A 25,917-nucleotide genomic window follows, 5' to 3' on the forward strand; every position below is an offset into this window, starting at 1 on the left:
CCTCGTTTTACTTAATCTTCGTAACCGTCCGGATGGTCCTGGAACCAATGCCATGCCGTCCGGATCATCTCTTCCATATCTGAATGCTGCGGATGCCAGCCAAGCTCATTGAGTGCTTTTTCCGAAGAAGCGACCAATTGTGCAGGGTCTCCTGAACGTCGAGGTGCTATTTCAGCCGGTATATCGTGTCCCGTCACTCTTCTCGCTGCATCGATCACTTCTTTTACCGTAAAGCCCTGGCCATTCCCGAGGTTGAACACATCACTCTGTCCATCCTTACTTAACTTCTTAATCGCCAGAAGGTGCGCATCAACAAGGTCGGTAACATGAATATAGTCACGGACACAGGTGCCATCTTTCGTTTCATAGTCATTGCCAAAGACGAGTATCTTATCACGTTTGTCTAAGGCTACCTGGAGAATGATTGGGATAAGATGGGTTTCCGGCCTGTGATCTTCCCCGATTCTGCCTTCCGGGTCCGCACCTGCCACATTGAAATAACGAAGGATAATATGCTTGATACCATGTGCTTTTTCTGCCCATTTCAACATTTTTTCAATGGCGAGTTTCGTTTCCCCATATGGATTTGTAGGGGCCGTAGTATCCGTTTCCTGAATGGGCACCTGTTGTGGCTCCCCGTATGTTGCAGCGGTCGAGGAGAAGACGATTTTACTTACATGGTTTGCTGCCATGACACGAAGCAGGCAGACCGCCCCATAAACATTATTATCGTAATATTTAAGTGGATCCTCGACACTCTCTCCTACAAGAGAATCTGCAGCAAAGTGGATGACAGCATCGATATCATTTTTCTGGAAAACATCATTTAAAAAATCTTCATCCCGGAGATCTCCCTGATAAAACCTGGCTCCATCCAGCACCGACTGCTTATGTCCTTTTTGTAAATTATCTACTACAATAACTTCTTCACCTTTGTCTATTAATTGCGCGACAGCATGGCTTCCAATGTATCCTGCTCCGCCGCAAACTAGTACTGCCATGATATTTCCTCCTTCTACAGCATTTTTGCTCCATCACCGATTTCAACGACATAAAAATCTGCTGACAGACCTGTTCTTTGTTTGTATTTTTCCCGAACATTTTCTATGAAACTATCTCTAATGTCATTCGGGACAATACTTATCGTACAGCCTCCGAATCCAGCTCCAGTCATCCTGGATCCAATTGCACCTTCTTCCCATGCGGCTTCTGCCAGGGCATCCAGTTCTTTGCCTGTCACCTCATAATCATCCCGCAATGATTTATGGGATTCGTTCATCAACCTTCCAAAACCTTCGATGTCACCATCATTCAGTTTTTCGACTGCTTTGACAGTCCGGTCGTTTTCATAAACAGCATGCCTGGCGCGCTTTTGGACCACCTTATCCGAAATCAGATGTTTGTGCTGTTCGAACTTTTCCGGGGTCAAATCTCCAAGGGTGTTTATATCCAGTGCGCTTCTGAGCTCCTGGACTGCTGTTTCACACTGTGTCCTTCGTTCATTGTACTTGGAGTCAGCAAGGCCTCTGCGTTTATTTGTATTGGTAATAATCAGACTTTCTTTTTCTAAGGAAATCGGAGTATGTTTATAATTCAATGTATCACAATCTAGTAGAATGGCATGGTCTTTTTTTCCAAGTCCGATGGCAAACTGATCCATAATACCACAGTTTACACCAACGAACTCGTTCTCTGCTTTTTGTGCCAGTTTTACCATTTCCACCATATCCACATCCAGCCCATACAGTTCTTTTAATAGCACAGCAGTCGCCAGCTCGATGGAAGCTGAAGAGGAAAGACCAGCGCCGTTTGGAATATTGCCATAAAACGCCACATCAAAGCCATGCTCCAGTTTGTATCCTGCCTCTTGAAAAACAGCGGTCACCCCTTTTGGATAATTGGCCCAATCGTGCTCGAGGACATATTCAAGCTGATGAACTTGGGCTTCTATAATTCCAGCATCAGCAAAGTTCATAGAATAAAGCTTGATTTTCCCATCCTCCCGTTTTCGGGCTACTGCATAGGTCCCCACGCTCAATGCGCACGGAAAAACATGGCCGCCATTATAGTCGGTATGTTCCCCGATCAAATTGACCCGGCCTGGTGCGAAAAAGGAAAACAACTCCCCGTGGCCGCCGAACTGATTGATAAATGCATTTTTTAATTGCTCCATCCTGCCCACCTCTTATCGTAATCTTTTATAAGGAATGGTAGATTCCCATCTACCATATTGTAACACACTTACTTAATTAATTTAATTAATTATGTTATCTATCCTTCGTCCATTCTTTAAATCGCTGACCAACACGATTCTCATTTCTTACGAGCTTTCCATGTTCGTCCATTTCCAATGTATAAAGACCGAATGGCATCAGCTCTTCTTCCGCACTTTTGCCGGAAGTGCGATATTCCCAGTCCACTAAGTCAAAAAATGGGAACCACGTATATCCGATAACATTGACTCCTTCCTTTCTTAAAGAAAAGCAAGCTTCTGCCGATTCATCAAGCCAGTCTATTCTTTCTGTTTCTGAACCCCTGAAGCTGGTTTCCGTGATCATGATAGGAGCTTTATATCTTCTCTCTGCTTCACGGATAATGTCCTTCATTTCTTCTCCGGTTCCCAGAATGTGCGGATAGGTAATGAACCCATGCTTGTCCCTTCTCACCTCATGGACACTGAACTGAGGATAATAATTGATCCCAACAATATCAAACTGGCAATTATTATGCTGGAACCATTCCAGTTGTTCAGGAGTTACACCATATTGCATCATCAGGCCAAACAAGGAATGCTCTTCACTGATTTGCCCATTTAACAGCTCCCACATAACAAAGCGGTTTTCATTCCAAAGATCCGTCTCGGTCTGAAGTGCATCATCTTCAGTGACATATTTTTTAGTTGCATCCACATGTACCATTGCCGCATTCGAGTCTATGGATTTGATGGCAGAAATCGTTTTAATGATACCTTTACCAAGCTGGATGATAAGATGGTAAAATCCCTGCAAACCAGTTTGGTAAGGCGGCCATACACCATTCAGACCGCAAAATTCCGCGTTGACATAAGGTTCATTGAGAGGAGTATAATGGGTAACGATATCGCTGTACCTTTCGGCAAATGCCTTCGCATAATTAGCGACACAGTCAGGATACCTGCCATTACTGAACTCATTTTTCAGCCAATGAGGCGTGCCATAATGCATCAGATCGATGATCGGGACAAGCTCCTTATTTTCCCGGAAGTAATCCATTACTTGATCGACCCATCTCCAGTCGAATTCCCCTTCTTCTTTTTCCACTTTGTACCAGGGTATCCCATAACGGATCATTGTTGCCCCGGATTTACGAGCCAGGTCCAAATCTTCCTTCCAGTTTTGATAATGCTGGGTAAGTGTATATTCATCCAAGGGGCGTTCCCCTCTTTCTACCTGGGTGACAAAAGTATCTTCGATGCCTACTGCCCATGTAAATTCATTTTCTAACTTCAAATCTCCCACCCCTATGAAAAAATCGGATGGCAAAATACCATCCGATATTTGATTATTTTTGATCGTTTACTGCTTTGATTTTGTTTAATTCGCATTTCGGTTTCCGGTCATACGTCAACAGTCCATTGATTTCCTGTTCAACATCTGTCAGCTGGGTATAGCAGTAGCCTTGCAAGACCGGAGATTGCTGCAGTGCCGTCGTCTGTTTGCGATACTCTTCCACAAGATCTTCACTTGAAGTGACAGAGGAATAACCCCAGCCTTTTTCTCCGATTTCATAGGCGATTCCGCCATACTCAGTAACAAGGATAGGCTCGCCTTGATATCGGAAACCTTCCGCATAGACAGGACGATCAGCCGGCGTTGTGACAGTTGCTGACTCGATATCTTTGAAATAATCCGTCATGATGTCTGCAGAACGATAATTATGGACTCCGCAAATGTCTGAAATCGTATGTTCCCATCCTTCATTAGACAGGACCGGACGTGTTGTATCCAATGACTTAGTCAGATAATACATACCGAGAGAATGGTGCTGCTGCTGCTTTTCATGAGCAACACGAGAGATACCCCAGCTTTCGTTCAAAGGTACCCAGGCAACAATACATGGATGACTGTAATCGCGCTTCACGGCTTCTCCCCATTCAGAAGATATGCGGCGAACAGCATCTTCACTATACTCTGCGGCATTGGCCATTTCCCCCCAGACAAGGAAGCCTAATTTATCCGCCCAATACAAATAACGGGGGTCTTCCACCTTCTGGTGTTTACGCGCGCCGTTAAAGCCCATTTTCTTAGCGAGTACGATATCTTCTTTCAAGTCATCATCCGTCGGCGCAGTCAAAAGTGCTTCCGGGAAATAGCCCTGATCAAGCACAAGCTTCTGATAATAAGGTTTATTGTTCAAACGAAATTCCCCATCATCGATGGAAACCTTGCGCATCCCAAAATAACTGTCGACTTTGTCTGTTGTTTTACCGTCTTTGACAAGCTTTAATTCCACATCAAACAGGTTCGGTGATTCTGGCGTCCAATACCAGCCGGAATGGTGGATATTACTTCGGTCAGTGAAACGATTGCGAAGGTTGTAACTGCGCTTCAAGTATTTTTCAAAAACCTTGGAGCGCTCGGAAATGATGGTATTGCCATCAAATTTTATCGTCACTTCAAGCTCCACATCTTCACCGTTATGCTCTGAAAAATCTGCCTCCAGCTCGATGTCCCCGCGGTCGATATGTGGTGTCCAACGAATATAATCCAGTCGTGTTTGATCTACAGGCTCCATCCATACTGTCTGCCAGATTCCTGTCGTGCGTGTGTAGAATATCGACTCAGGCTTTTCATGCCAGTACTGCTTTCCCCTTGGGATCGTTTCATCAGTGGAAGGATCCTCGACACGAACAACAAGATCGTTGCCCCCTGATTGAAGCGCATGGGTGATATTAGCATGAAATGGCGTGTTACCGCCTTCATGGAAAGTGACCAATTCTCCATTCACATACACCCAGGCCCGATAATCAACAGCACCAAAATGGAGCAGCAGTTCTTTTCCTTCCCATGCTTCTGGAAAATCGAATTCACGGTGGTACCATACAACATCATGGAAGCTCGGATCGTTGATGCCGCTTTTTTCTGTCTGATAGGCAAACGGTACGACAATTTTCTTTTCTTTAGGAAAAGCATGATACCATTTCTCTTGTAAACCCTTGTTTCCATCATCGAATGAAAAATTCCATTCCCCGTTCAAGTTGACCCAATCCTCACGCACAAATTGCGGGCGTGGGTATTCGTTTCGAATGTTACTCATTGTTCTCCTCCTATACAGTGACTACTTGATACCTGTCTGTGTAATTCCTTTGATCAGCTGCTTTTGGCCAATCAGGAAAATAATGATAATTGGAACAGTTGCTATAGATGTCAACGCCATCAGCTTTCCATATGAAGATACGAAGCTCCCCTGCTGCATGATTGCGATACCTGTAGTTATCGTCCGCATTTCTGGTGAGCTCGTTGCCACTAATGGCCAAAGGAAGTCGTTGTAAATGGTCATAAAAGAGAAGATACCAAGTGTCCACATGATCGGCCTTGCTGATGGTACCACTACTTTCATGAAAATCTGCCACTTATTGGCGCCATCCAAGTGAGCTGCTTCCTCCAATTCTTTCGGGAAACCTTTGAAGAATTGATACAGTAGGAAAACACCGAATGCATTAGCCGTATATGGGAAGATCAAAACGGCATAAGTGTCCAAAAGCCCAGCATTACTAAACTGCATATACAATGGAAGGAATGTAATAACCCATGGAATCATCAATGTACTGATGAACAATGGCAATAGAATTTTCTTAAAAGGAACATCCAGTCTTGCAAGTGCGTATGCCGCCATGGCATCGATGAAAACAATTAACAGAGAGCCGGTGATACCAGCAAATAAGGAGTTGAACATCCACCTTAGTACCGGAACATTCAGTCCTTGACCAAGCAGCGTGTACGCATAATTTTCAAAAGTGAATTCCTTAGGCAGCCAGTTCAGCCCGCCGGCAATTGCTTCAAAATCAGATTTGAAGGATGTAGAAAACATCCAGAATAATGGTGCAATGAATAGGACAGCAATGACGGATGCCAGTAAAATCAATAAAAGTGTTTTAGTTCTTCTGCGCATTACTGTTCACCACCCTTTTTCGCAGGATTAGAAATCTTGAATTGAATGATGGATACAATGATCATTATTAATGCCATGATAATCGCCATCGCGGAAGCTGATCCAAGCTGCCGCTGTTCGAATGCCTGTTCTACTATACCCATTAATAGCACCTCAGTGGAGTCACCTGGTCCTCCTCCTGTCATTAAATACGGCTGACCGTAAATGTTGAAGGAAGCAATCGTGGAAGTGATGATGACAAAAAGCATGATCGGACGGATCGAAGGAAGCGTGATATGGATGAATTTCTGCCATGCGCTTGCTCCATCAATCGAGCTTGCTTCATAGAGATCCTCTGGGACTTCGTTCAAGGCATTGATGAAAATAATCATATTAAAACCGATCGTCCACCACAACGTAGCAGCCACGATGGAGATCCATGCATACGGCATCGTAGTGAGCCATGGTATCGGATCGAATCCCATCTTGGTCAGGTAGTTGTTGATCAAACCGGAGTTCGTATCAAGCAGCCATAGCCAAATGATTGCGATAACCGATACGGAAATAGAATATGGTATGAAGTAGACGGTACGGAAAAAACCTCTTAATTTGGCAGGCATGCTGTTAACCAGCAAGGCCAGTCCTAATCCGATAATTACTAATAATGGAACAGAATAAATGACGAATTGGAATGTATTCCATAGTCCTTCAAAAAACAATGAGCTTAAGTATGAATCAGGATTGAAAATTGCGATATAATTATCCAGCCCGACAAAAGGGCGGTCATTGGATAGCAGACCATAGTCATGGAAGCTGATATACAATCCGTAAAGAAGCGGTATGACCAAAAAAGCCATGAACATGATGAAATAAGGCAGGACAAATAACGCAGATGTAAAAGAAGACTTTCTTTTGTTCATGATTTACTACCTTCCTTCTGATACAAAGAATTCGTTCTTAAAAACAGGGGTGATAATAGACAAGGGCAGGTGAGGACCTGCCCTTGTTTAGTTATTTCAAATACTGTTGCGCTTGTTTTTGTGCTTCTTCCAGCGCTTCTTTTGCTTCTTTTTGGCCAAGAAGCACTTCATTCACTGCATTGTAAAGCGGATCAGAAATTTGACCCCAGTTTTCCACTTTAGGAGAGAACACAGCATTGTCAAACTGCTTCGCCACTTCTGGCTGTTGTTTCAACTTCTGGAACTCTTCACTTTCATAAGTCGCTTTGGCAGCAGGCGCTTGTCCAGATTCAGCCCAAGCCATTCCATTTTCACTTACGTAGTTCAGGAAGTTAGTGATCCCATCAACTTTCTTATCATCAACTGCTTTAGGAATAACAAAGTTGTGAGAGTTGGCGAATACTGCCTGTTGTTCGGTACCAAGCTGTGGTACAGGTGCTACACCATAATTGATGCCTGAATCTTCCCATTGGTTCATCATCCAAGGACCATTTAAGTGCATCGCATTTTTACCTTGCAAGAATAGTGTAACTTCACCATCCTGTTGGACATTGGCAGGAGACACTTCATATTTCTCTATCAAGTCACGTTCAAACTGCAATGCCTCTACAACAGGTTCTGAAGTATATTGCAGTTCACCATTCTCCAGCAATCTTCCTCCATTTTGGTTGACGATTGTTGGGAAGATGAATTGCTGCGGCCATAGTGTCGGCACGACAAAGCCCCACTGCTGCTCATCTTTATTCGTAAGTTTTTGAGCATACTCCAGGAATTCTTCTCTGTTTTTAGGCGGTTTGTTCGGATCAAGGCCAGCTTTTTCAAACAAGTCCTTGTTCCAGTAGAACATAAGCGGATGGATATCTAATGGCACCCCGTATAATGTTCCATCCACTGTGGCATTCTCCCACCCTTTTGGATGATAGGCATCTTTTTGAATCTTATCGCCTACAATATCATCCAAGCTTTTAAGTACGTCTTTATTGGCATAAGTTAGTATCTGATCCCCATGCATGATGAGGAAATCAGGCATGTTCTTTTCTCCATTAACAGCCAGGTCTACCGTTTTATAGTATTCAGACTGTGGAACGATTTGCAGTGTTACTTCGTATTTGTCTTGAGATTTGTTATACTCTTCAACTATTTCCTTCATTTTTGGCCCATCAGGACCTGAGAAAGGCGCCCAGAAGGTCAATTCATTTGCATTGCCTGATCCTCCTCCAGAATCTTCACCGTTAGAACAAGCAGCCAGTGCAAATACCAGCAAACCAGCAAATAGTACAGACAACCATTTCTTGCCTTTTAACATTACATTGCCCCCTATTAAAATAGTATTCAGAAACCGCTTTCACATAGATTAAAAAAATAACAGCGATTTTAGTTAATTAAATAAATTAACTAACTTCCTATTTCCCAGATTACTATTAAACGAGTTTTCTGTCAACAGCTTATCTAGTTAAAATGTCTGGTCGCTCAATCTTTTTGTTACCCATATCGATTTCCTGATAAACCCAATTATCAGTATGGGTTAAAAATTCTATGCCATCTTCTTTTACCAGTATCGTATCTTCCGATTTCACCCCTGGCAGAGATGGATTCCATGCATAAGCTTGATTTGCTTTAATGACGTAGGGTGTTTCTGGGTCTGCAAGAAATTCACGGGAAGCATATCCAGTCAACCCGCCTTGATGCAACAGTTTCCAATCTTCAGGAAAACCCTCTTTCTCATATTGAGCGATCCCTGCTTTAACGACGTCGCCTGCTGTATTTCCAGGTACTGTAGCAAAGTTCATTGCAGCATCAATCCGTGCAACAGCAGCTTTATTTGCAATTGTTTCTTCAGGGAGCTCACCAAAATGCACAAAGCGCGTAACGTTCGCCACCAGACCACCTCGTTCTGCGCAAAGGACTATCATCGCTTTTTTATCCAATACTTTTCCTGTAGGAATTGGATGGCGATAACGATGAATACGATCATCAGTCGCAACAAGGATAACCTGCGGCTTGATACCTTGTGGAAGAACTTTTGCAGCAAGCTCAGCTTCAATTTCGTACTCTGTCTGACCTGGTTTAACCGTACGGCATAATTCTTCTACTGCACTGGCTGCGGACTGGCATAAGTCACGATAACTGGTTATTTCCTGTTCACTCAGGACAGAGCGGATGAGGCCTAGATCTTCTTCCACAACCTCCCAGTCTTTATATGGGGTGTCTGTCGTCATAACCATTCCGCTGGAAACTTCATCAATAAGGACGTCTGTGTTTTTGAACCAGTCAAGAGCAGAAACTATCACATCGAACGGAATTTGAGAGCATTCTTCCTCTATTAATCTTCTTTTCTCCATTTCCGAAGTGATCAAGTAGGCATCCTTACGGGTGATGATCAAATCTGCAACCCCTTGTTCTGTTGCCTGGACAATATGATTATACCTGCCTTCTGTCACCCATGAGAAGTTGTTCCTCTTCCTTATCAGGATGCCATCAGCACCCTTTTCCTCCAAATAATTTCTCACTTTTTCAATATTCATAGATATCCTCCTGAGCTTCTGTTAATTTATCGCTGGTGCTTCCTGCATATCTACTCCCGGGACGCTGCCTTCCACCACAGGCCATCCATTCTCCCAAATGATTGGGTCAATCATCAGTGGTCTTCTGCTCGCACCAGTCCAAAGCAGCGGGTCTTCTTTTTCAATTGCGTGGTAAACAATCCAGTGCTGTCCTTCGTCATCCTTTATGATGGCATTGTGACCCGGCCCGGCGTATGTATCATTGCATTCGAGAACCAACGTGCCCCCATTTTCCAGCAATTTATTGCCTTGCTTGTCAACGTAGGGGCCTTTAAAAGATTCAGAACGTCCCACAGCTACGTTGTACGTGCTGCTTTCCCCTTCACAGCAGGAACCCCGCGAACCAAAGAAATAGTAGTAACCTTCATGTCTTATGATATAAGGAGCTTCATAATCAGTTCCGGCAAGCTGAAATGGTTCGCCATTTACCGCTTTTCCATCACCCGTTAATTCGACTCCATAGATGCCGTGGAAGCTTCCCCATACTAGATATGGCTTTTTTTCATGAACATAAAAGAAAGGATCTATCGAATTCTTGACACCGATACCTTCACTATCAAAAATCATTCCTTCGTCCTTGAAAGGGCCTTCCGGCTTGTCAGAAGTGGCTAACCCGATACCAGGATTCCCGTCCCCCCAAATCGACAGAGAATAGTAAAGATAATACTTGTTTTTATAGTAAGCAATTTCCGGAGCCCAAAGTGATCCTGTCCCTTTCCAGGAAGGTTTTGTTTCAAATGCCTCCCCGACATATACCCAGTCCACTAGATTTTCTGATCGGACAATCGGCACAAGCTTCGTATCGGGATCCTCTCCCCAGGCATCCTCTGTACCATAAGCATAGTAATAGCCATCATCAGCTCTAATGATTGTTGGATCCGCGAGAACCGGCTCAAACACAGGGTTTTGATATTTTTCAACGGATAGATTTGTAAAAATCGCATAAGCCGCTCCAAGCACTGCTACTCCAATGCCTATCCACAACAGTAATAGTTTTCTCCCCATAGCATCCCCCTGAAAAAAAATAATAAAAAATCGACTTACTTAATTAAATTAACTATCTTTATGTTATTATAGGAAATAGGATATTTCAATTCTTTTCTAAAATATAGACTTCTCATATACATTGGAGGAATACGAGGATGCAAGTAAAAGGAAGCTTCCAACTCATGAAGTCGCTGAATCGCTCTGTAATCTTGAATAAAATTAGGACTGACGGACCGATTTCACGAGCCGAACTCGCTAAGTCAACTAAATTGACCCCGCCTACCGTCAGCAGTATCGTAAAAGAATTGCTGGAAACGGGCATGATAATGGAAAGCTCACAAGGTGCTTCCAAAGGCGGAAGAAAACCCACGATGCTGGTCATCAATGCAAGCAACTTTTATATCATCGGACTTGACGTGGGACCCACGCTATTAAAATCAGTATTGACCGACCTTAATGGAACATTGGTTCACCAACACGAAATACCGATTCCTTTACCAACTTCCAATCAAGAGTTACTTGAGCTGATGAGGGATGCCGTTCAAAATCTGCTGGATACCGAGGAAAAAGAACAGGATAAGATAATCGGAATCGGCGTCGGTATGCATGGAGTAGTAGACGTCCAAGAAGGAGTGTCTTTATTCGCACCAAACCTCCAGCTTCGTGATGTTCCTATCAAAAGTTACCTGGAAGAGGTTTTTCACATTCATGTCGTCGTGGAAAATGATGCCCGTGCCATGGCACTTGGTGAATTATGGTTCGGACATGGAAATGGGGCAAATAATATTGTAACGGTTAACCTTGGTCGAGGAATAGGTGCTGGTATCATTATTAATGGGGAACTTTTTCACGGGGAAAATTCGATTGCCGGAGAAATCGGCCATATGACTATTGATATTCGCGGACCCAAATGCAGCTGCGGAAATTACGGCTGCCTGCAGACCCTTGCATCGGGCCCGGCCATTTCTGAACGGGCAGCAAAAGAGATAGCGATCGGAAAACAAAGCTTGCTGCAAGAGATGGTCGATGATAACCTCGAGGAAATTGGGGGAAGGCTTATCCATGAAGCTGCCAAAAAAGGGGATCAGCTCAGCATCGACATATTAAGTGAAGCTGGCATGTTCCTGGGAATTGGGTTGACTAACCTTATCCATACCTTGAACCCAACAAGAATCATTATTGGCGGAGGCGTTTCTCAGGCAGGAGAGTTTATACTCGACAGCATCAAAACGGCTATCCAGAAGCGTGGGTTGACTAATTCTGCCAAAAACACAGAAGTATTACTGTCTGAATTAGGTGCGCATGCTACGGCTCTTGGTGCCGTTTCCCTGATTCTTGTAGAGATGTTTTCTGTAGCGAAAACAGAATAAATCAAAAGCGCAAGCGCCTTGCTCACCCCCGACCAGCTTAAGACAAACCTCGTCGTGACGGTTTTTGTCACAGAGAGGATTGTCTTAAGACCTCAGCGCAAGGGCTATCCGCGCCTACTAAAAAAAGCAAGGACAGAATTTTTCTGCCCTTGCTTTCTTTTTATTTCAACCGCTGCTTGGATTCTGCTGCTGCATCTTCCATTGCTTGTTTTGCATCCTTCTGCCCGAGTAGAACAAGGTTTACTTGTTCGTATAAAGGTTTGGACACCTGTCCCCAATTTGGAACTTTTGGAGGGAATTGTACATAGTCAAACTGCTTCGCTACGTTTGGCTGATGTTTCAGTTCCTTAAATTCTTCACTTTCATAGACGGCTTTTGATGCTGGTGCCTGTCCTGCTTCCGCCCATGCCATGCTGTGTTCGCTGACATAGTTCAAAAATTCCTTGATCCCTTTAATTTTTTCTTCACTTTCCAATGATGCTGGCATTGCAAAGTTGTGGGAGTTCGCATAAACCGCCTGCTTCTCTGTACCCAGCTGCGGAATCGGCGCGCTTCCAAAGTCAATATTAGATTCTTTGAACTGGTTGATCATCCACGGCCCATTCAGGATCATGCCTGCTTTCTGCTGCAAGAACAATGGTGTCGGGCTGTCTTGAACATCACTAGGTGCTACTTCATATTTTTCAATCAAATCACGCTGAAACTTAAGAGCTTCAATAACCGGCTCGGAATTATAGTTTACTTCATTAGAATCTGTCATGAGCTGGCCGCCATTTTGATAAACAATGGTCGGGAAAATAAAATCCTGCAGTCCACCAGTCGGAACCACAAAGCCATATTGACCCTTTTCCTTGTTAGTCAATGCTTTTGCATATTTCAGGAATTCTTCCCGATTAGTCGGTGGCTGTTCCGGATCAAGTCCGGCTTCTTTAAACAACTTTTTATTCCAATACATGATCAATGGATGTACATCCAAAGGAATTCCGTACAGCTTATCGTTATATTTGGCGCCCTCCCAGGCGTTCTTGTTATAATTGTCAGGATTGACAAGATCACCTGTAATTCCGTCTAGTTCTTTTAAGATATCTTTATCGGCATAAGTAGGTAAATGATCTGCATGGACGATAAATAAATCCGGAACGTTTTTCTGGTCATTTAAAGCAAGGTCCAATGTTGTGTAATAGTCCTCGTTAGGCTTAATCTGGAAATTCACTGTGTATTCGTCTTGAGATTCATTGAATTTATCAACGATTTTTTTCATATTAGGACCATCCGGGCCAGAAAACGGTGCCCAAAAGGAAATTTCTTTTTCTCCTCCTGCACTTTCCCCGCCTTCATCTCCTCCGGACGAACATCCAGCCATGATACCTAATAACATGAGTGTAAAAATAAGTCCTTTTAGAATTTTCATGTTCTTCTCTCCCTCTGATAAATTTTTATAGTTTATGTTCCTTATAAAGGAACGTTGTTCCATCATTAGTATTAAAAAATATTATAATTTCCCCAATAACTTCGATATATCTCTAGCTGCATGCTTTACTACAGGGATATACTCGTTGACTGCTTCATCTGTCATCTGACCGGCAGTACCAGTAATACTTATGGCATACACGGGCTTCTCTTGATGATCCCATATAGGAACGGCGATGCACCTGACCCCCGGCTCATGCTCTTCATTATCCAAAGCGTATCCTCGGCTTCTGATCTGGCGAAACTCCTCTGTCAGGTTGTCTGCATCGGTAAACGTATTTTCCGTAAACATGGTCAGAGGTTTTTTTTGAAAATAAGTCCTGCGTTCTTCTTCACCAAAATAAGCAGCCAGTGCTTTACCTACACCTGTACAATGGAGAGGTGCCCTTCTTCCCAGCTGAGAATAGATCCGGATAGTCGCAGGTTTTTCTACCTTGTCAATATATAACACTTCAAAGGCATCCAAAGCCACAAGATGGGTTATTTTTCCAGTTTCTTCAGTAAGATATTCTAAAATGGGACGTGCTTCTTCCACTACATTCAAATTATCTACCACGGAATGATGCATTTCTATAAATTTAAGCCCCAGACGGTAGACGCTAGTTTCTTCCACCTGTTTGACATAACCATGCTTTTCCATAGTAGCAAGCAGCCTATGGACAGTGCTTTTCGCCACATCCAGCCGGTTAGCGATTTCTGTAACACCAAGTCCCTTTGGATGTTCTTTCAAAAAATTTAAAATTGTTAATGCACGATCTACCGATTGAATCATGGCCATCCACCTTCGTTCCGCATTGTGAAACCGCTTTCCTTATTGTGTAATAAGATTATCCGAATATAGAAAGCTTGTCAAGTCCACTTTTGAATTTTCTGAATAATAGTGTGAGGCGCAGAAGCCCCCTCGTGCCTGTCCCGAAAGCATATGCAAAGAAAAAAAGCTGCCGAGATATTCTCGACAGCCTGAAGCGATTCACCCTGAAGGGAGTCGCCTGAAAATTACTTATGAAGACAATGCCTCTGTCAATGGTGGCACAATCTGTTTTTTACGGGAAACGACACCTTCAAGAATAGCTTTGTTTTCGGATAAAGTCACATCGAATGCTTTTTCTACCGCCCCTGACTTGTTACCAAGTACAAGTACCGTTGAATCGTTGGATAAAATGTCTGTTACAACAAAAACAAACAAATCGAGGCCGTTTTCATCAATGGATTTCTGCATTTCAGACTCTAGTTCAGGTTGGTTGGCCAGTATTTCATCGGTATCAACCGTGTTGACCTGCGCAACCTCCACATTAGCCCCACTCATATCAAAATTCTTAGCATCAAGTGTAATCAATTCCGCCATAGATTTATCACTGAGGTCAGCACCTGCCTTCAGCATGTCCAATCCGTAGGCTTCAGCATCCACTCCAGCTATGTCAGCAAGTTCCTTCGCTGCTGCCACATCCTCGTCAGTACAAGTAGGAGACTTGAACAAGAGAGAATCGGAAATTATTGCAGAAACCATTAAACCGGCTATCTGTTTAGTTATTTCTACATCATTTTCTTTGTAAAGCTTTTTCAGAATTGTTGCTGTGCAGCCTACCGGTTCACCACGGTAATAAACTGGATCCTTCGTTTCAAAATTGGAAATCCGATGATGGTCAATAACCTCGCTTACGCGGACCTTTTCAATGTCATCGACACTTTGTTGACGTTCATTGTGGTCAACCAGGATGACCTCCTCCACTTCATCAGCAGCTGTTTCAATCATACGAGGCGCATCGACTCCGAATTTATCAAGGGCAAATTGCGTCTCGCCATTTACCTCTCCAAGACGGACAGCCTCCACGTCTTCCCCAAGCTTCGATTTCAAGTCTGCATAGACGAGTGCAGAAGTAATTGTGTCTGTATCAGGATTTTTGTGACCGAAAATAAGCTTTTTACCCATGTAAAAACTCCTTTGTTAAATATATGTACGGGGTTATTATATCACCTGTGAGGCAAGGCACGCCAATAATTGGTGTGCTTGTACCGTTTCCGAAGTAAACCGCCATAAATGAAGATTTCAGATACTCTCATTCTTAGAAAACACGTGATTTTTTACATTTTTTGTGTAAAACTCACTGCGAACAGATCCTCAAGAATCCTGATTTCCTGACAGCTTATTTTTTCGCAAGGGCTAGAGCACCTTTTATTCCTGCTTCGTTGGTAAGTCCTGGCGGGACGATATATTCATTGATATGGTCAGCATCAAGCTTCGGAGAGCTGACGTATCCCCCCAGCATATCCATAACATTCTTCCGGATCAGCCCGAATAAATGCTCTTGCTGCATGACGCCGCCGCCCATGACAATGCGCTCTGGTGACAGAATATAAATATAACTGACAAGCGCCTGGGCAAGATAATGAGCCTCCATTTCCCAGACAGCTGGATCACCACTTAGGTCCTTTCCGGCTTTTCCCCACCTTTTTTCGATGGCAGGTCCAGAGGCCATGCCTTCCAGACAGTCACCGTGATAGGGGCAAATACCTGTAAACTCATCGTTTTCATGTCGCTTTACGACAATATGGCCCATTTCCGGATGGGACAATCCTTTTAACGTGGTTCCATTGACGACGGCTCCTGCTCCGACGCCAGTTCCGACAGTAATATACAAGCAGCTGTCTGCATCTTTCGCATTTCCCCATTGAGATTCAGACAGGGCAGCCACATTGACATCGGTATCAACTACCACTGGAACACCAAGATTTTTCCTAATCTCCCCAGCGAGAGGAAAGTCAACCCAATCAATTTTTGGTGTCTTCTGGATGGTGCCATATGAGTCACCATTTTCATCCAAATCAATCGGTCCAAAACTTCCTATGCCCATGCGTTCAACACCCTTGCCGGCAAAAAAATCATAAACTTTTGGCATGGTAATTTGTGGACTTTCTGTAGGAATCGTTGTTTTCTCAAATACTTCCCCATACTCATTGCCGACGGCACACACAAATTTCGTGCCGCCAGCTTCAATTGCTCCCAGCTTCATTCGGTTCATCCTTCCCTGTAAAAATCTTCTCCTATGAATCTACTTTACTGGATAGGTTTTGAAAACTCTAGTGAATGCACCCATTTTTTAATGTCCATGCTTCCACCTTGGCACTCCCTTGCAGGGAAATCTTTAAGTCACGGGAGGCAGGATCAGCAAACATCCGCATGGTGAATACTTCCTGTCCATTATTCACAAACATTTCCAAAGATGAATGGTCAAGGAAAATTCGTAAATGGCTGAGTCCTTCAGTGAGATAGCAGCTTCTTGTCTCGATTTTTCCATCAACGACGCTCGGCCTGGAAACGGTCATCAACCCTTTTTCCTGATCGAATGTTATCTCTACTTCATCGAGCAGATTAAGGTCAAGCTTCTTCATATGACCCGTCAGCTGAACCTCTGATCTGCGCTCAATGTCACCTCTCCAATTATCTGCAATTGTGTGTTCATACGTTTTTTCAACTCTTAAATCCTTCAACTCCTCCACAGGCCATTGATAGATTCTATCATCAATAAGCTGCAGTTCCCGAGGAAGAGTCAAATTGTGAACCCATTTATAAGGGATCGTCGGCTGATTTTCTTCATTCTGGCCTGGGACTCCCATCCAGCCGATCATAATTCTTCTTCCTTTGTCATCCTCGGTGGTTTGCGGGGCGTAGAAATCAAATCCGCGGTCTAATTCTGTGAAACTTCCATGGGAATAAGATGCAGTATCGTAATTTAACCTTCCTGTGAAATAACCAGTTTGATAGGAATTATTATAATGGATACCATTTGCTTCTAACCCCTGTGGAGAAAAAAGAAGAATATCTTTTCCATTCAATGAAAATAAATCCGGACATTCCCACATGTACCCCAGTTTGCCGAACGCCTCATCCTCATTGGAATGGAGCTTCCCTTTCAACATCCACGATTTCAAATCCTCAGAAGTATATAATACTGCAGCCCCGAGCTTTTCCTCTGTCTGTGCACCAATTACCATGTACCACTTTTCTCCATGCTTCCACACTTTTGGGTCGCGAAAATGGGCTGTATACCCTTTTGGCAAATGAATCTGTACCCCTTTTTTAGTAAAATGTATGCCATCATTGGACTCAGCAAGACATTGGTATGTCGCTCTTTCACCATGTTCATTTTTTACATTTCCAGTATAGAAAATTTTCATTTTACTCTCATGAGAAATGGCACTTCCCGAATAACAGCCGTTTTCATCAAACCAGTCACTGGGTGTAAGTGCGATCGGTTCCAGATGCCAGTCCACGAGGTTTTCAGACGTGAAATGCCCCCAGAACTTGGCGCCATGACCGGTATGGAAAGGCATCCACTGGAAAAACATATGATAGATGCCCTTCCACTGAATCCAGCCGTTCGGATCATTCAATAATCCGACTGGAGGCATTAAATGGTAGCCTTGCCGGTAAGGATCCTTTTCAACGATTTCTTTATTATCTTCGATCGCCTGGTATGCTTGTTGGCGTAATCGCTCATCTTGCGTCATAACCGTACTCCCCTAACAATTCTATTATCAGAAAAACTTGGCTTGCCGCCAAGTCCTTTTGGCTAAAGCCTTTGTTTTACATATACTATAATTCTTCAACTAAATTAAACTTTCCTATAGTGCCAGAAAAATCACTCTACTCGTCCTTCCGTGAATATGTCAGCTTTTTATATTTAAAACTTCACTGCTTCGAAGAACTTCTTCGCAAAAATTTTACTAATGTGAATAAAGAGAAGAGACCTGTTATCTTTCAGGTCTCCCTATATGATCATTTATTGTTTTCAAGCATCTTATCATTGAAGCCGAACATGTAAGTCAGTCCGAATGCTACTCCAATGGCCACTAGGTTGACGATGACATACATAAAGAATTGGCCGTTCAAATATAGCAAGGAACCCGGGATGACCGTGATTGCCATACCTGTCGCTTTCAAACCAGTGATGGCTGCCAGAAATCCACCGGCTCCCCCACCGATCAGTGCCATGATGAATGGTTTCCCATAACGGAGGTTGACACCAAAAATGGCTGGCTCCGTTATGCCAAGGAATGCCGATAAAGCTGATGGGTAGGATAATGCCTTCAAATTCTTCGATCCAGTCTTGATACCTACCGCCAGCGCGGCTCCCCCTTGTGCTGCAATCGAAGCGGTGATGATCGGGTTATACGGATTATAGCCGAGGCGCTCCAGCAATTGAATTTCAAGGAAATTGAAAATGTGATGGACGCCTGTCACGACGATAATCTGGTTAAAGAACCCGATGATCAGTCCGCTTAAGCCTAGTGGCAGTCCCAGGATGAACTGGGTACCTGTGAAAATCCACTCTTCTACAGTGTGGAATACTGGCCCGATGACAAACAGGGCTCCTGCAATCATGATCAGTAATACAAGGAAAGGCGTCACAATGAGATCCAAAGCTTCCGGGACACGCTTGCGCAGCACTTTTTCTAATTTAGCACCGATGATACCAGTGATGAATGCCGGCAATACGGATCCTTGATAACCTACAACAGGGATAAATCCAAGGAAATAAATCGGCTCAGCACTACCACTTGCGACTTCCCATGCATTTGGAAGTGACGGAGAAACCAGCATTAAACCGAGAACCATCCCCAGCACGGGAGTTCCACCGAATACACGGAACGTAGACCAGGCAACTAAAGCTGGCAGAAAGATGAAGGCTGTATCCGTGAGCACCTGGGTAAACAGGATGAAGTTTTCGGAAATACTGTCAGGTGTCAGACCAAAAAATGCCAATATCTGCTCCTGTGTGACAAGGCCGCGCAGCCCCATAAACAACCCGGTAGCTACAAGCACCGGAATAATCGGCACGAATACATCACCGAAAGTACGAATAGCTCTTTGGAAGGTATTTCCCTGTTTCTTTGCCTCTTCCTTCATCTCAGCTTTAGATGAACCTGAGACACCTTGATTGGTCACTTCTTCATATATTCGGTTTACGGTACCTGTACCGAATATAATCTGGTATTGGCCTGAATTATAAAAGGCACCTTTTACTTTGTCGATTTCCTCTATAGCGGTTACATCCACCTTGTCTTTGTCGTGAACCATCACCCGTAACCTGGTTGCACAATGGGCAATGGACTGGATATTTTCTTCTCCTCCAACAGCTGCGATGACTTCCTTTGCTATCTGTGAATTACTGGCCATATGAATCCTCCTTCATTAGTTTTCGCAACATATGTGTAATCGATTCCACATTGTTTAAATAAAAAATGAAAACCATTACATTTTATTTTAAAAATTTTTATAAGGAATCGATTCCACAACACTTTAAAAAAATAATAGAAAGCAGATTATTATTTTTTTTAGAGTGATAAGTGGCGTGAAATCGATTACACAATATTCATTGTCTAGTACTATACACTATCTCTCATTATCAGTCTATAGTTTTGCGTAAATTTTTCATTGATGTTCTTATACTTTAATTGATCGAGCAACAACTGGGCAGATTTGCTGCCAGCATCTCTATTGAAATAATCAACGGTCGTCAATGACGGCGATACATACTGTGACATCACTGAAGCACCAATTCCGGCAACTGCCATATCTCCAGGGATATTGTAGCCCTGCTCTTTAAGGTATTCCATTGTACCTATAGCCATTCTGTCTGTAACGACGAATATAGCCGATGGAAGATTTCCATGGCTTTCTTTCGTTATTTTTTTCATGCTTTCATATCCGGATTCAATACTGAAATTTCCCTCTTGCATCCAAGAAGGATCAACCGATAATCCGTGCTTTTCCATCGTTTCAAGATACCCTTTTCTTCTCATTACACCAACTGCAGGGTCATCTTCCCCTACTCCGATAAAAGCGATTTTACTGTGACCTTTGTTTACGAGCATATTGGTAACGTCAACCGCAGCATGGTAATCATCATAGACGATTGATGTAATTCCTGGCAGATCCTGCCCAAGGGAAATGAATGGAAGGTTCACTTCCTTGATTGTAGAAAGGAGCTGATCGTTGATATTCGTAGCGAGCAAAATGATACCGTCTACATGCCTGCTCTGCAGGAGACGAATATATTCAATTTCTTTCTCTTTTTTTAATTCAGTATCCGTAAGCAGTATTTGAAAACCTTCCCGGGAAACGACTTCATTGATTCCGGCAACAACTCGACTTGCTGTTTCCGTACTGATTTTCGGAAGAATCACTCCGATAACTCCAGAACGCTTTGTCCTTAAAGATTTAGCGGAAACACTCGGAATGTAGCCTGTTTTCTCGACGATATCCAGTATTCGTTTACGTACTTCTTCGCTGACATAACCGCTATTGTTCAAAACCCGGGACACGGTCGTACGGGACACATTAGCCATTTTCGCGATGTCATTAATCGTAGTCATACCCGTTCCTCCATCAATGTACAAGTTACCTATGTACATATTATGGGAAAACATAGGAAATGTCTATCCTCCAATGCCTTACACTTCGATGGAATTTTCTAAAAAGCGATCTGTTCCCCGTCTAGCTCAATATACCTTTCCACAGCTACAGCTTCATTCAGTGGCCCGCGGCCATCAAAATAGGCATCTTCTTCATATAAATTTTTCAATTGTACTGTCCCCTGGAACATTTCTCCTTCCATGCTTTCCATTCTTACAAAAAACAATTCCCGGCTTGCAAAATATTGTTTCAGATCTTCACCGACTTTCACTTCATTCACCATGATAAACCAGTTCCATTCCTGCGATTCATGGACAATAAGCAAAGCTCTTTCAAATATTAGCGATTCTTCTTCTGGCATTATGACAGATCGTAAAGGGAACGAAGGCATCCAAATTCCTCCTTTTAAAAATTTCTATTCGACAGGAAAATTAGTATTCCTTCCTTAAAAGAAAAATCTGTCGAAAAGATGGCTCACCGGCAGAACATAAAAATTAGGGAAGAAATCTATCGGCCGGTGACAAACTCCTTGGAAGTGTTTCAATGATCTTTATCAGAAAAACTTGATTTGTCGCCAAGTCCTTATGGGGAAGCCTTAGTTTTACTTACATTTTAATCATTTATCGAAGTTAAACTATCTTGAAGTACAAAATAGGATAGATGTCATATTTATTTTTCAAATAAATCAAGCCGCATTTTTTTGAAAAGTTCTACATAAATACAAAAATAATCGGTATTAATTGTCGAAATTTTTAATATGACAAATAAAACACATTCGTTTATGATAAGATAGTACTTATTATTTTTAAAAAAAGGAGCATCCAAATGGCAAAAGGAAACAAAAAATATGATTACAATCTAGACCAAGTCAAACAACTTCTCGATGAAACAGACAAAAACTACCGCCAGATTGCTGCTGAAACAGGCTGCCCTTATTCCAATGTCGTGTATCATGGACGTAAAATCAGAGGGAAAAGGTACAAAACGGGTGTGCGGGAAGCTTATACATCAGCAACTTCCAATGTAGTATCAGAAGATAAGCAAAAGACATTGCTGATTGACCCATCCAATTCGAATCCCAAGGACTCAACAGAAAGTGAAAGTTCTTCTTCCTTTCAAATCACCAACGCTAATATCCCAATAGAGGATGCGGAAGTGAAAGCTCGTAACATGATTGAAGCAGCACGGGTGCTTGGTGTCAAAGATCTGACCATACAAATTAAGAGCAACGATCAATAATACTGCACAAAAAAGGAAACCTGAACAATTTGCGTTCGGGTTTCCTTTTTACGTTCCGAAAGTATAAAGTTCTTTCACGGCTGTTGAGGTTCTTCTGGATCAGGTGCTGATTCTTTTGGTTCTTCTTTTTCTGTATCGCCTTCATCATCGGCAGGCTGTTCGGGAACTTCTTCCTCTTCTTGATTGCCTTCTTCAGAAGTGGGATCGTCTTCAGGATTTTCATTTTCTTGATTTGAACCTTCATTTGGTGCTTCTTCTTCTGAAGGAGCCGGGGTTTCCTCGCCATCACTCTCTTCTGGCTCAGCGGGCTCAGGACTTGTTGGGTTCTCACTGGAGTTTTTTCCAGTTTTCTCTTCTTCCTCTTTTGGTGGCGATGTTGGATTCCTGACAGTATCTTCCCAGTTGGAAGAAGAAGGTGGATGGTAATGATCTGATTCATCCGTATCCACTGGATCGGACTCATAATCGATAGCTTCGTTTTCATGCTCATCCAAACTAGGTTCCATAACTTCTTCCGTTTCCTCTGTTATTACTTCTTCCTGCTCACCTTCTCTGCGGGGGCTGACTTCCATCACCTTTTCCTCTGATGTTTTATTGATCGGATATGGTTTGATGGCGTGCTCCTCAGCCTCCATTGCATACGAATACTCTGCCTTGGCGGTAAGTATTGTCTTACCGCTCTTAATGCTTTTCACAATGAAAAAACCACTGACCGCCAATCCCAATACTAAAAACACAGTTGCTGTGATAGCGACAGCTTCCTTGTTTACATCCATTTACTTCAGCTCCATTCCATTCATTCCTGTCAAGCTGAGCTGCCTGTTTTTTTCCTACTCCTTATTTCGGCAGAGTCATCACTTTGTTTAAATCATTGTTTTTACTATAGAAATAATAATCGGCAGTGATATGGCACTTAATATCGTAGAGGAAAGTACAACCTGGGATGAAAACTCCGGTTCATTGTCATATTCAATTGCAAGCATCACAACATTTACTGCGGTCGGTACTGCACTGGATATAATAAGAACTTGTGCCATCGTACCGGAAATTCCTAAAATCCAGACAATTAAAAATGCGAGCACGGGGGCTAATGCCAGACGCATCAAGTTCGTAAAAAGGACCTGGTTGATTTTAATTTTCCAATCGATCATAGCTAATTGAAAGCCTAATACGAGCAAGGCAACAGGCACATACCCATTGGAAATATAATTGATAGGAGTAAGGAGCGGTTCAGGAATTGTGATACCCGTAAGCCTGATGATAACAGCCAGTATAATAGCATAGATCACCGGCACCTTGCTTAACTCACTAAAAAATTCCTTCTTCGATAATAGTCCGGCATTCGCAGTAGCAATACCAAAGGTAAACATGAGTAATGTCTGCACCATGACAACGATAACCTGAATTGAGAGTGCCTGGGAATCATCCGGGAATACCAGCATGATCAGCGGCAGGCCGAAATTTGCACAATTGTAGAAAACAATACTGTTTGTAACTGTCGATGCCCTTCGATTATTCAGATGGCGAGCTTTGACAAATAAATAGGAAAGTACCATCAAAACACCTGTGAAAATCATTAAAAATAAAATCGTGTCCCCGATCAGCCGGTAGGCAATATTGATGCCATACAGACTTTTGAAAACAAGGACTGGAATAAATACCACAAATAATAATTTCGAGAAAACTTTGACCTCAAATTGATACTTTTTTTGGATCAATATTCCTGTGAGAACTATTAAAAATATAGGGATTATATTTGAAAGTAAAATGCTGAAAAACATACCCAACCTATATCCTCCTTCCATACTGATGACTACTTAAGGAATCTAAGGCTGGTTTTCACCGATGCGAAAAAAATGCCGAACAAATGTCAGCCTGTCCGGCATTTCTTAGAAACTTAAGAATTGTACTCCTTTATCATTTGATGCACTTTCTGTACTTCCTGATCAGGAACCTGCAGGTAATAAATACCATCTATTCTTGTACCATTGCCCTTCATTTGATAGGTTTCTGTATTTTTCCGAGCACTACGGTAATCAGTTGCCAGCATACGCATAGCAGCAAAATTCATGTTTGTACTCACATTGTTCCCAAGTACATCCATAATGTCACCGATTTTATTAACTCCGCCAAAACTTGCACCTTTTTCAATGATCCCTTCAATCACTTGGCGCTGCCGCTCATTACGACCAGCATCCCCCTGAGGATCCTGTTTACGCATTCGTACAAATGCCAATGCTTCCTGACCGCCCAGGTGCAATTCGCCTTTTGGAAATTCATAGCTTCCATTCGTAAAAGCAAGATCATTATTGACGGTCACTCCCCCGACCGCACTTACAAGCTGAGCTAATCCTTCCATATTCATGCGGACATAATAATCAAGCTCAATATCAAGAAAGCTTTCGACAGTCTTGACACTCATTTCACTCCCGCCAAATGCATAAGAATGGTTGATTTTATCCGAAAACCCTTTCCCTATAATTTTGGTACGGGTATCTCGCGGGATACTTACCATTTGCATCCGGTCATTGTTCGGGTCCAGTGTCAGCACGATCATCGTATCTGAACGGCCTCGGTCGTCTTCCCGTTCATCGACACCGAGCAGCAGAATATTGAGAGGCTTCTTTTTCTCAATTTTTTTCTTGGTCAGTTCTGTATCTATAGAAGAAACAGGATTATGAAGTTTATTATCAACCGTACTCTTGACATTATGGAAGATCGAGTAAGCGTACGCTCCTCCACCAACAATAAGAAGCGCAATAACTAAAAGGGTTATTTTCCACCATCTCCCCTTTTTTCGCTGCTTCATTTTTTGTTCTTTGCGACTCATAGGTCCACCTCATTATAAGTAATAAAACTTCTTTTCTATTATACGGAATTTGTAGAATATTGTATAGAGGATAAGCAGGACTATATTCCAACTTTTTACTTGGCTCGAGGTCCAAGTGAAAAGTTGGACCCCTCTTTCGTTTTCACGCCTTAGAAGACTGGATCAATCTCTTCGACTTTATAAAAACGTCAATTTTTTAAAAGGTGCAGCCTTACAGGTTTGTATTTGGTCTATTCAAGCAATACTTGTACTACTTAGACTGTTGTCTTTTATAGAGATAACATATTGTTTTTTCATTATTCAAGACTTAGTGACATTCCTATAGAAGGAGGAGAGTAGATGAGACTTGCGAGATTGATTTTTTCTTTCGTGATAACCCTTCCTTTACTATGTGCTGGTATGGCACTGACGTACTTATCATTGTTCCATTCTCATGATATTTATGACAAACAGGTAAGTGAAATCGTCAAGGAAGAATACGAACTGTCGACAGAACACAGTAAAGCTGAGGAGGAATTTCGTCCAATCGAAGAAGCCTCTATCCCCAAAGAAAGAGGGAAAGGATATAACTTGGCAAGTAAGCAAAACGAGGAATCAGCCTCCGCGATCATTGATTCTTACCGACCAAAGCTGGAAGAGCTGAAACAAGAGGTATACGAACGGACAGAACAACTAATTGCACAGGCTCAGAAGGAGTACGACGAAAAAATAGACAATAGTGAAGAGATTTCATACGGATATTTTTATCAGAAGTATACCCAGGCTGCAAAAGACTTGGAGAAGGTTACAGACAAGGCTTTTAAGGATTTGTATCAGTCGCTACAATCCGAACTATCTGCCCAAGATTATGATAAAAGACTTGCAGATGAATTGAAACAGGAATACCAGGATACAAAGAAATCATTAGTGACAGCAATCACCAATAAAGTTGCAGCTGAATTTTAATAATCCC

General features: G+C 42.6%; 23 protein-coding genes. 3 read left to right on the plus strand and 20 right to left on the minus strand.

Annotation, left to right across the window (positions count from 1 at the left end; all coding sequences use genetic code 11):
• Positions 1-11: 11 nt before the first annotated feature.
• From galE to JOC33_RS01755, 9 genes are all read right to left on the minus strand, one after another.
• Positions 12-1,001 (minus strand): UDP-glucose 4-epimerase GalE, encoded by a 990-nt coding sequence (galE, locus tag JOC33_RS01715; RefSeq protein ID WP_205090360.1) that lies wholly within the window; start codon positions 999-1,001, stop codon positions 12-14.
• A 14-nt stretch (positions 1,002-1,015) separates the two neighbouring features.
• Positions 1,016-2,173 carry a galactokinase gene (locus JOC33_RS01720; RefSeq protein WP_205090362.1) on the minus strand — a complete coding sequence of 386 codons (1,158 nt, stop codon included), beginning with the start codon at positions 2,171-2,173 and terminating at the stop codon, positions 1,016-1,018.
• Between the two features lie 94 nt (positions 2,174-2,267).
• Complete coding sequence (locus JOC33_RS01725; RefSeq protein ID WP_205090363.1) at positions 2,268-3,488, minus strand: family 1 glycosylhydrolase; 1,221 nt, start codon at positions 3,486-3,488, stop codon at positions 2,268-2,270.
• Between the two features lie 52 nt (positions 3,489-3,540).
• Positions 3,541-5,295, minus strand: coding sequence for a glycoside hydrolase family 2 protein (locus tag JOC33_RS01730; protein ID WP_205090364.1), 1,755 nt, complete (start codon positions 5,293-5,295; stop codon positions 3,541-3,543).
• A gap of 21 nt (positions 5,296-5,316) precedes the next feature.
• Complete coding sequence (locus JOC33_RS01735; RefSeq protein ID WP_205090365.1) at positions 5,317-6,150, minus strand: carbohydrate ABC transporter permease; 834 nt, start codon at positions 6,148-6,150, stop codon at positions 5,317-5,319.
• Entirely contained in the window at positions 6,150-7,049 is a 900-nt protein-coding gene (locus tag JOC33_RS01740; protein WP_205090366.1) for a carbohydrate ABC transporter permease, read from the minus strand. Before JOC33_RS01740 ends, JOC33_RS01735 begins: the two co-directional genes overlap by 1 nt.
• Before the next feature lie 91 nt (positions 7,050-7,140).
• On the minus strand, positions 7,141-8,394 hold the full coding sequence (locus JOC33_RS01745) for an ABC transporter substrate-binding protein (RefSeq protein ID WP_205090367.1): 1,254 nt from the start codon (positions 8,392-8,394) through the stop codon (positions 7,141-7,143).
• 139 nt (positions 8,395-8,533) lie between these two features.
• Positions 8,534-9,613, minus strand: coding sequence for a M24 family metallopeptidase (locus tag JOC33_RS01750; RefSeq protein ID WP_205090374.1), 1,080 nt, complete (start codon positions 9,611-9,613; stop codon positions 8,534-8,536).
• Between the two features lie 21 nt (positions 9,614-9,634).
• Positions 9,635-10,657 carry a family 43 glycosylhydrolase gene (locus JOC33_RS01755; RefSeq protein ID WP_205090377.1) on the minus strand — a complete coding sequence of 341 codons (1,023 nt, stop codon included), beginning with the start codon at positions 10,655-10,657 and terminating at the stop codon, positions 9,635-9,637.
• Between the two features lie 137 nt (positions 10,658-10,794).
• Between JOC33_RS01755 and JOC33_RS01760 the strand changes: the two genes are divergently transcribed.
• Positions 10,795-12,009 carry an ROK family transcriptional regulator gene (locus JOC33_RS01760; protein WP_205090379.1) on the plus strand — a complete coding sequence of 405 codons (1,215 nt, stop codon included), beginning with the start codon at positions 10,795-10,797 and terminating at the stop codon, positions 12,007-12,009.
• Between the two features lie 160 nt (positions 12,010-12,169).
• Here the strand turns inward: JOC33_RS01760 and JOC33_RS01765 are convergent, their stop codons facing one another.
• The 8 genes from JOC33_RS01765 to JOC33_RS01800 form a co-directional block, all read right to left on the minus strand.
• Positions 12,170-13,420 carry an ABC transporter substrate-binding protein gene (locus JOC33_RS01765; RefSeq protein ID WP_205090380.1) on the minus strand — a complete coding sequence of 417 codons (1,251 nt, stop codon included), beginning with the start codon at positions 13,418-13,420 and terminating at the stop codon, positions 12,170-12,172.
• Between the two features lie 81 nt (positions 13,421-13,501).
• Complete coding sequence (locus JOC33_RS01770; protein ID WP_205090381.1) at positions 13,502-14,251, minus strand: IclR family transcriptional regulator; 750 nt, start codon at positions 14,249-14,251, stop codon at positions 13,502-13,504.
• Between the two features lie 228 nt (positions 14,252-14,479).
• On the minus strand, positions 14,480-15,409 hold the full coding sequence (locus tag JOC33_RS01775; protein WP_205090382.1) for a manganese-dependent inorganic pyrophosphatase: 930 nt from the start codon (positions 15,407-15,409) through the stop codon (positions 14,480-14,482).
• Positions 15,410-15,623: 214 nt separating this feature from the next.
• Positions 15,624-16,490 carry an ROK family protein gene (locus JOC33_RS01780; RefSeq protein ID WP_205090383.1) on the minus strand — a complete coding sequence of 289 codons (867 nt, stop codon included), beginning with the start codon at positions 16,488-16,490 and terminating at the stop codon, positions 15,624-15,626.
• Positions 16,491-16,557: 67 nt separating this feature from the next.
• Entirely contained in the window at positions 16,558-17,988 is a 1,431-nt protein-coding gene (locus JOC33_RS01785) for a glycoside hydrolase family 32 protein (protein WP_205090384.1), read from the minus strand.
• Between the two features lie 268 nt (positions 17,989-18,256).
• A complete protein-coding gene (locus tag JOC33_RS01790) occupies positions 18,257-19,657 on the minus strand; it encodes a sucrose-specific PTS transporter subunit IIBC (protein WP_205090386.1) in 1,401 nt (466 codons plus the stop codon).
• Positions 19,658-19,866: 209 nt separating this feature from the next.
• Positions 19,867-20,856: a LacI family DNA-binding transcriptional regulator gene (locus JOC33_RS01795; protein ID WP_205090387.1), complete on the minus strand. Its 990-nt coding sequence runs from the start codon at positions 20,854-20,856 to the stop codon at positions 19,867-19,869.
• Positions 20,857-20,954: 98 nt separating this feature from the next.
• The gene (locus tag JOC33_RS01800) at positions 20,955-21,287 is read right to left on the minus strand and encodes a hypothetical protein (protein ID WP_205090388.1); all 333 of its coding nucleotides are present in this window, start codon (positions 21,285-21,287) and stop codon (positions 20,955-20,957) included.
• Between the two features lie 434 nt (positions 21,288-21,721).
• Between JOC33_RS01800 and JOC33_RS01805 the strand changes: the two genes are divergently transcribed.
• Positions 21,722-22,135, plus strand: a complete 414-nt coding sequence (locus JOC33_RS01805; RefSeq protein ID WP_205090390.1) for a hypothetical protein — start codon at positions 21,722-21,724, stop codon at positions 22,133-22,135.
• A gap of 74 nt (positions 22,136-22,209) precedes the next feature.
• Here the strand turns inward: JOC33_RS01805 and JOC33_RS01810 are convergent, their stop codons facing one another.
• The 3 genes from JOC33_RS01810 to JOC33_RS01820 form a co-directional block, all read right to left on the minus strand.
• Positions 22,210-22,911, minus strand: a complete 702-nt coding sequence (locus JOC33_RS01810; protein ID WP_205090392.1) for a hypothetical protein — start codon at positions 22,909-22,911, stop codon at positions 22,210-22,212.
• Between the two features lie 87 nt (positions 22,912-22,998).
• The gene (locus JOC33_RS01815) at positions 22,999-23,916 is read right to left on the minus strand and encodes an AEC family transporter (protein WP_239533996.1); all 918 of its coding nucleotides are present in this window, start codon (positions 23,914-23,916) and stop codon (positions 22,999-23,001) included.
• A gap of 116 nt (positions 23,917-24,032) precedes the next feature.
• On the minus strand, positions 24,033-24,965 hold the full coding sequence (locus JOC33_RS01820) for an LCP family glycopolymer transferase (protein ID WP_205090396.1): 933 nt from the start codon (positions 24,963-24,965) through the stop codon (positions 24,033-24,035).
• Between the two features lie 339 nt (positions 24,966-25,304).
• Here JOC33_RS01820 and JOC33_RS01825 point away from each other — a divergent pair, with 339 nt between their 5' ends.
• A complete protein-coding gene (locus JOC33_RS01825) occupies positions 25,305-25,910 on the plus strand; it encodes a hypothetical protein (protein ID WP_205090398.1) in 606 nt (201 codons plus the stop codon).
• The last annotated feature ends 7 nt before the right edge of the window (positions 25,911-25,917 follow it).

The sequence above is a fragment of the Thalassobacillus pellis genome (assembly GCF_016908295.1).
In the GTDB taxonomy this organism is placed as follows: Bacteria; Bacillota; Bacilli; order Bacillales; family Halobacillaceae; genus Thalassobacillus; species Thalassobacillus pellis.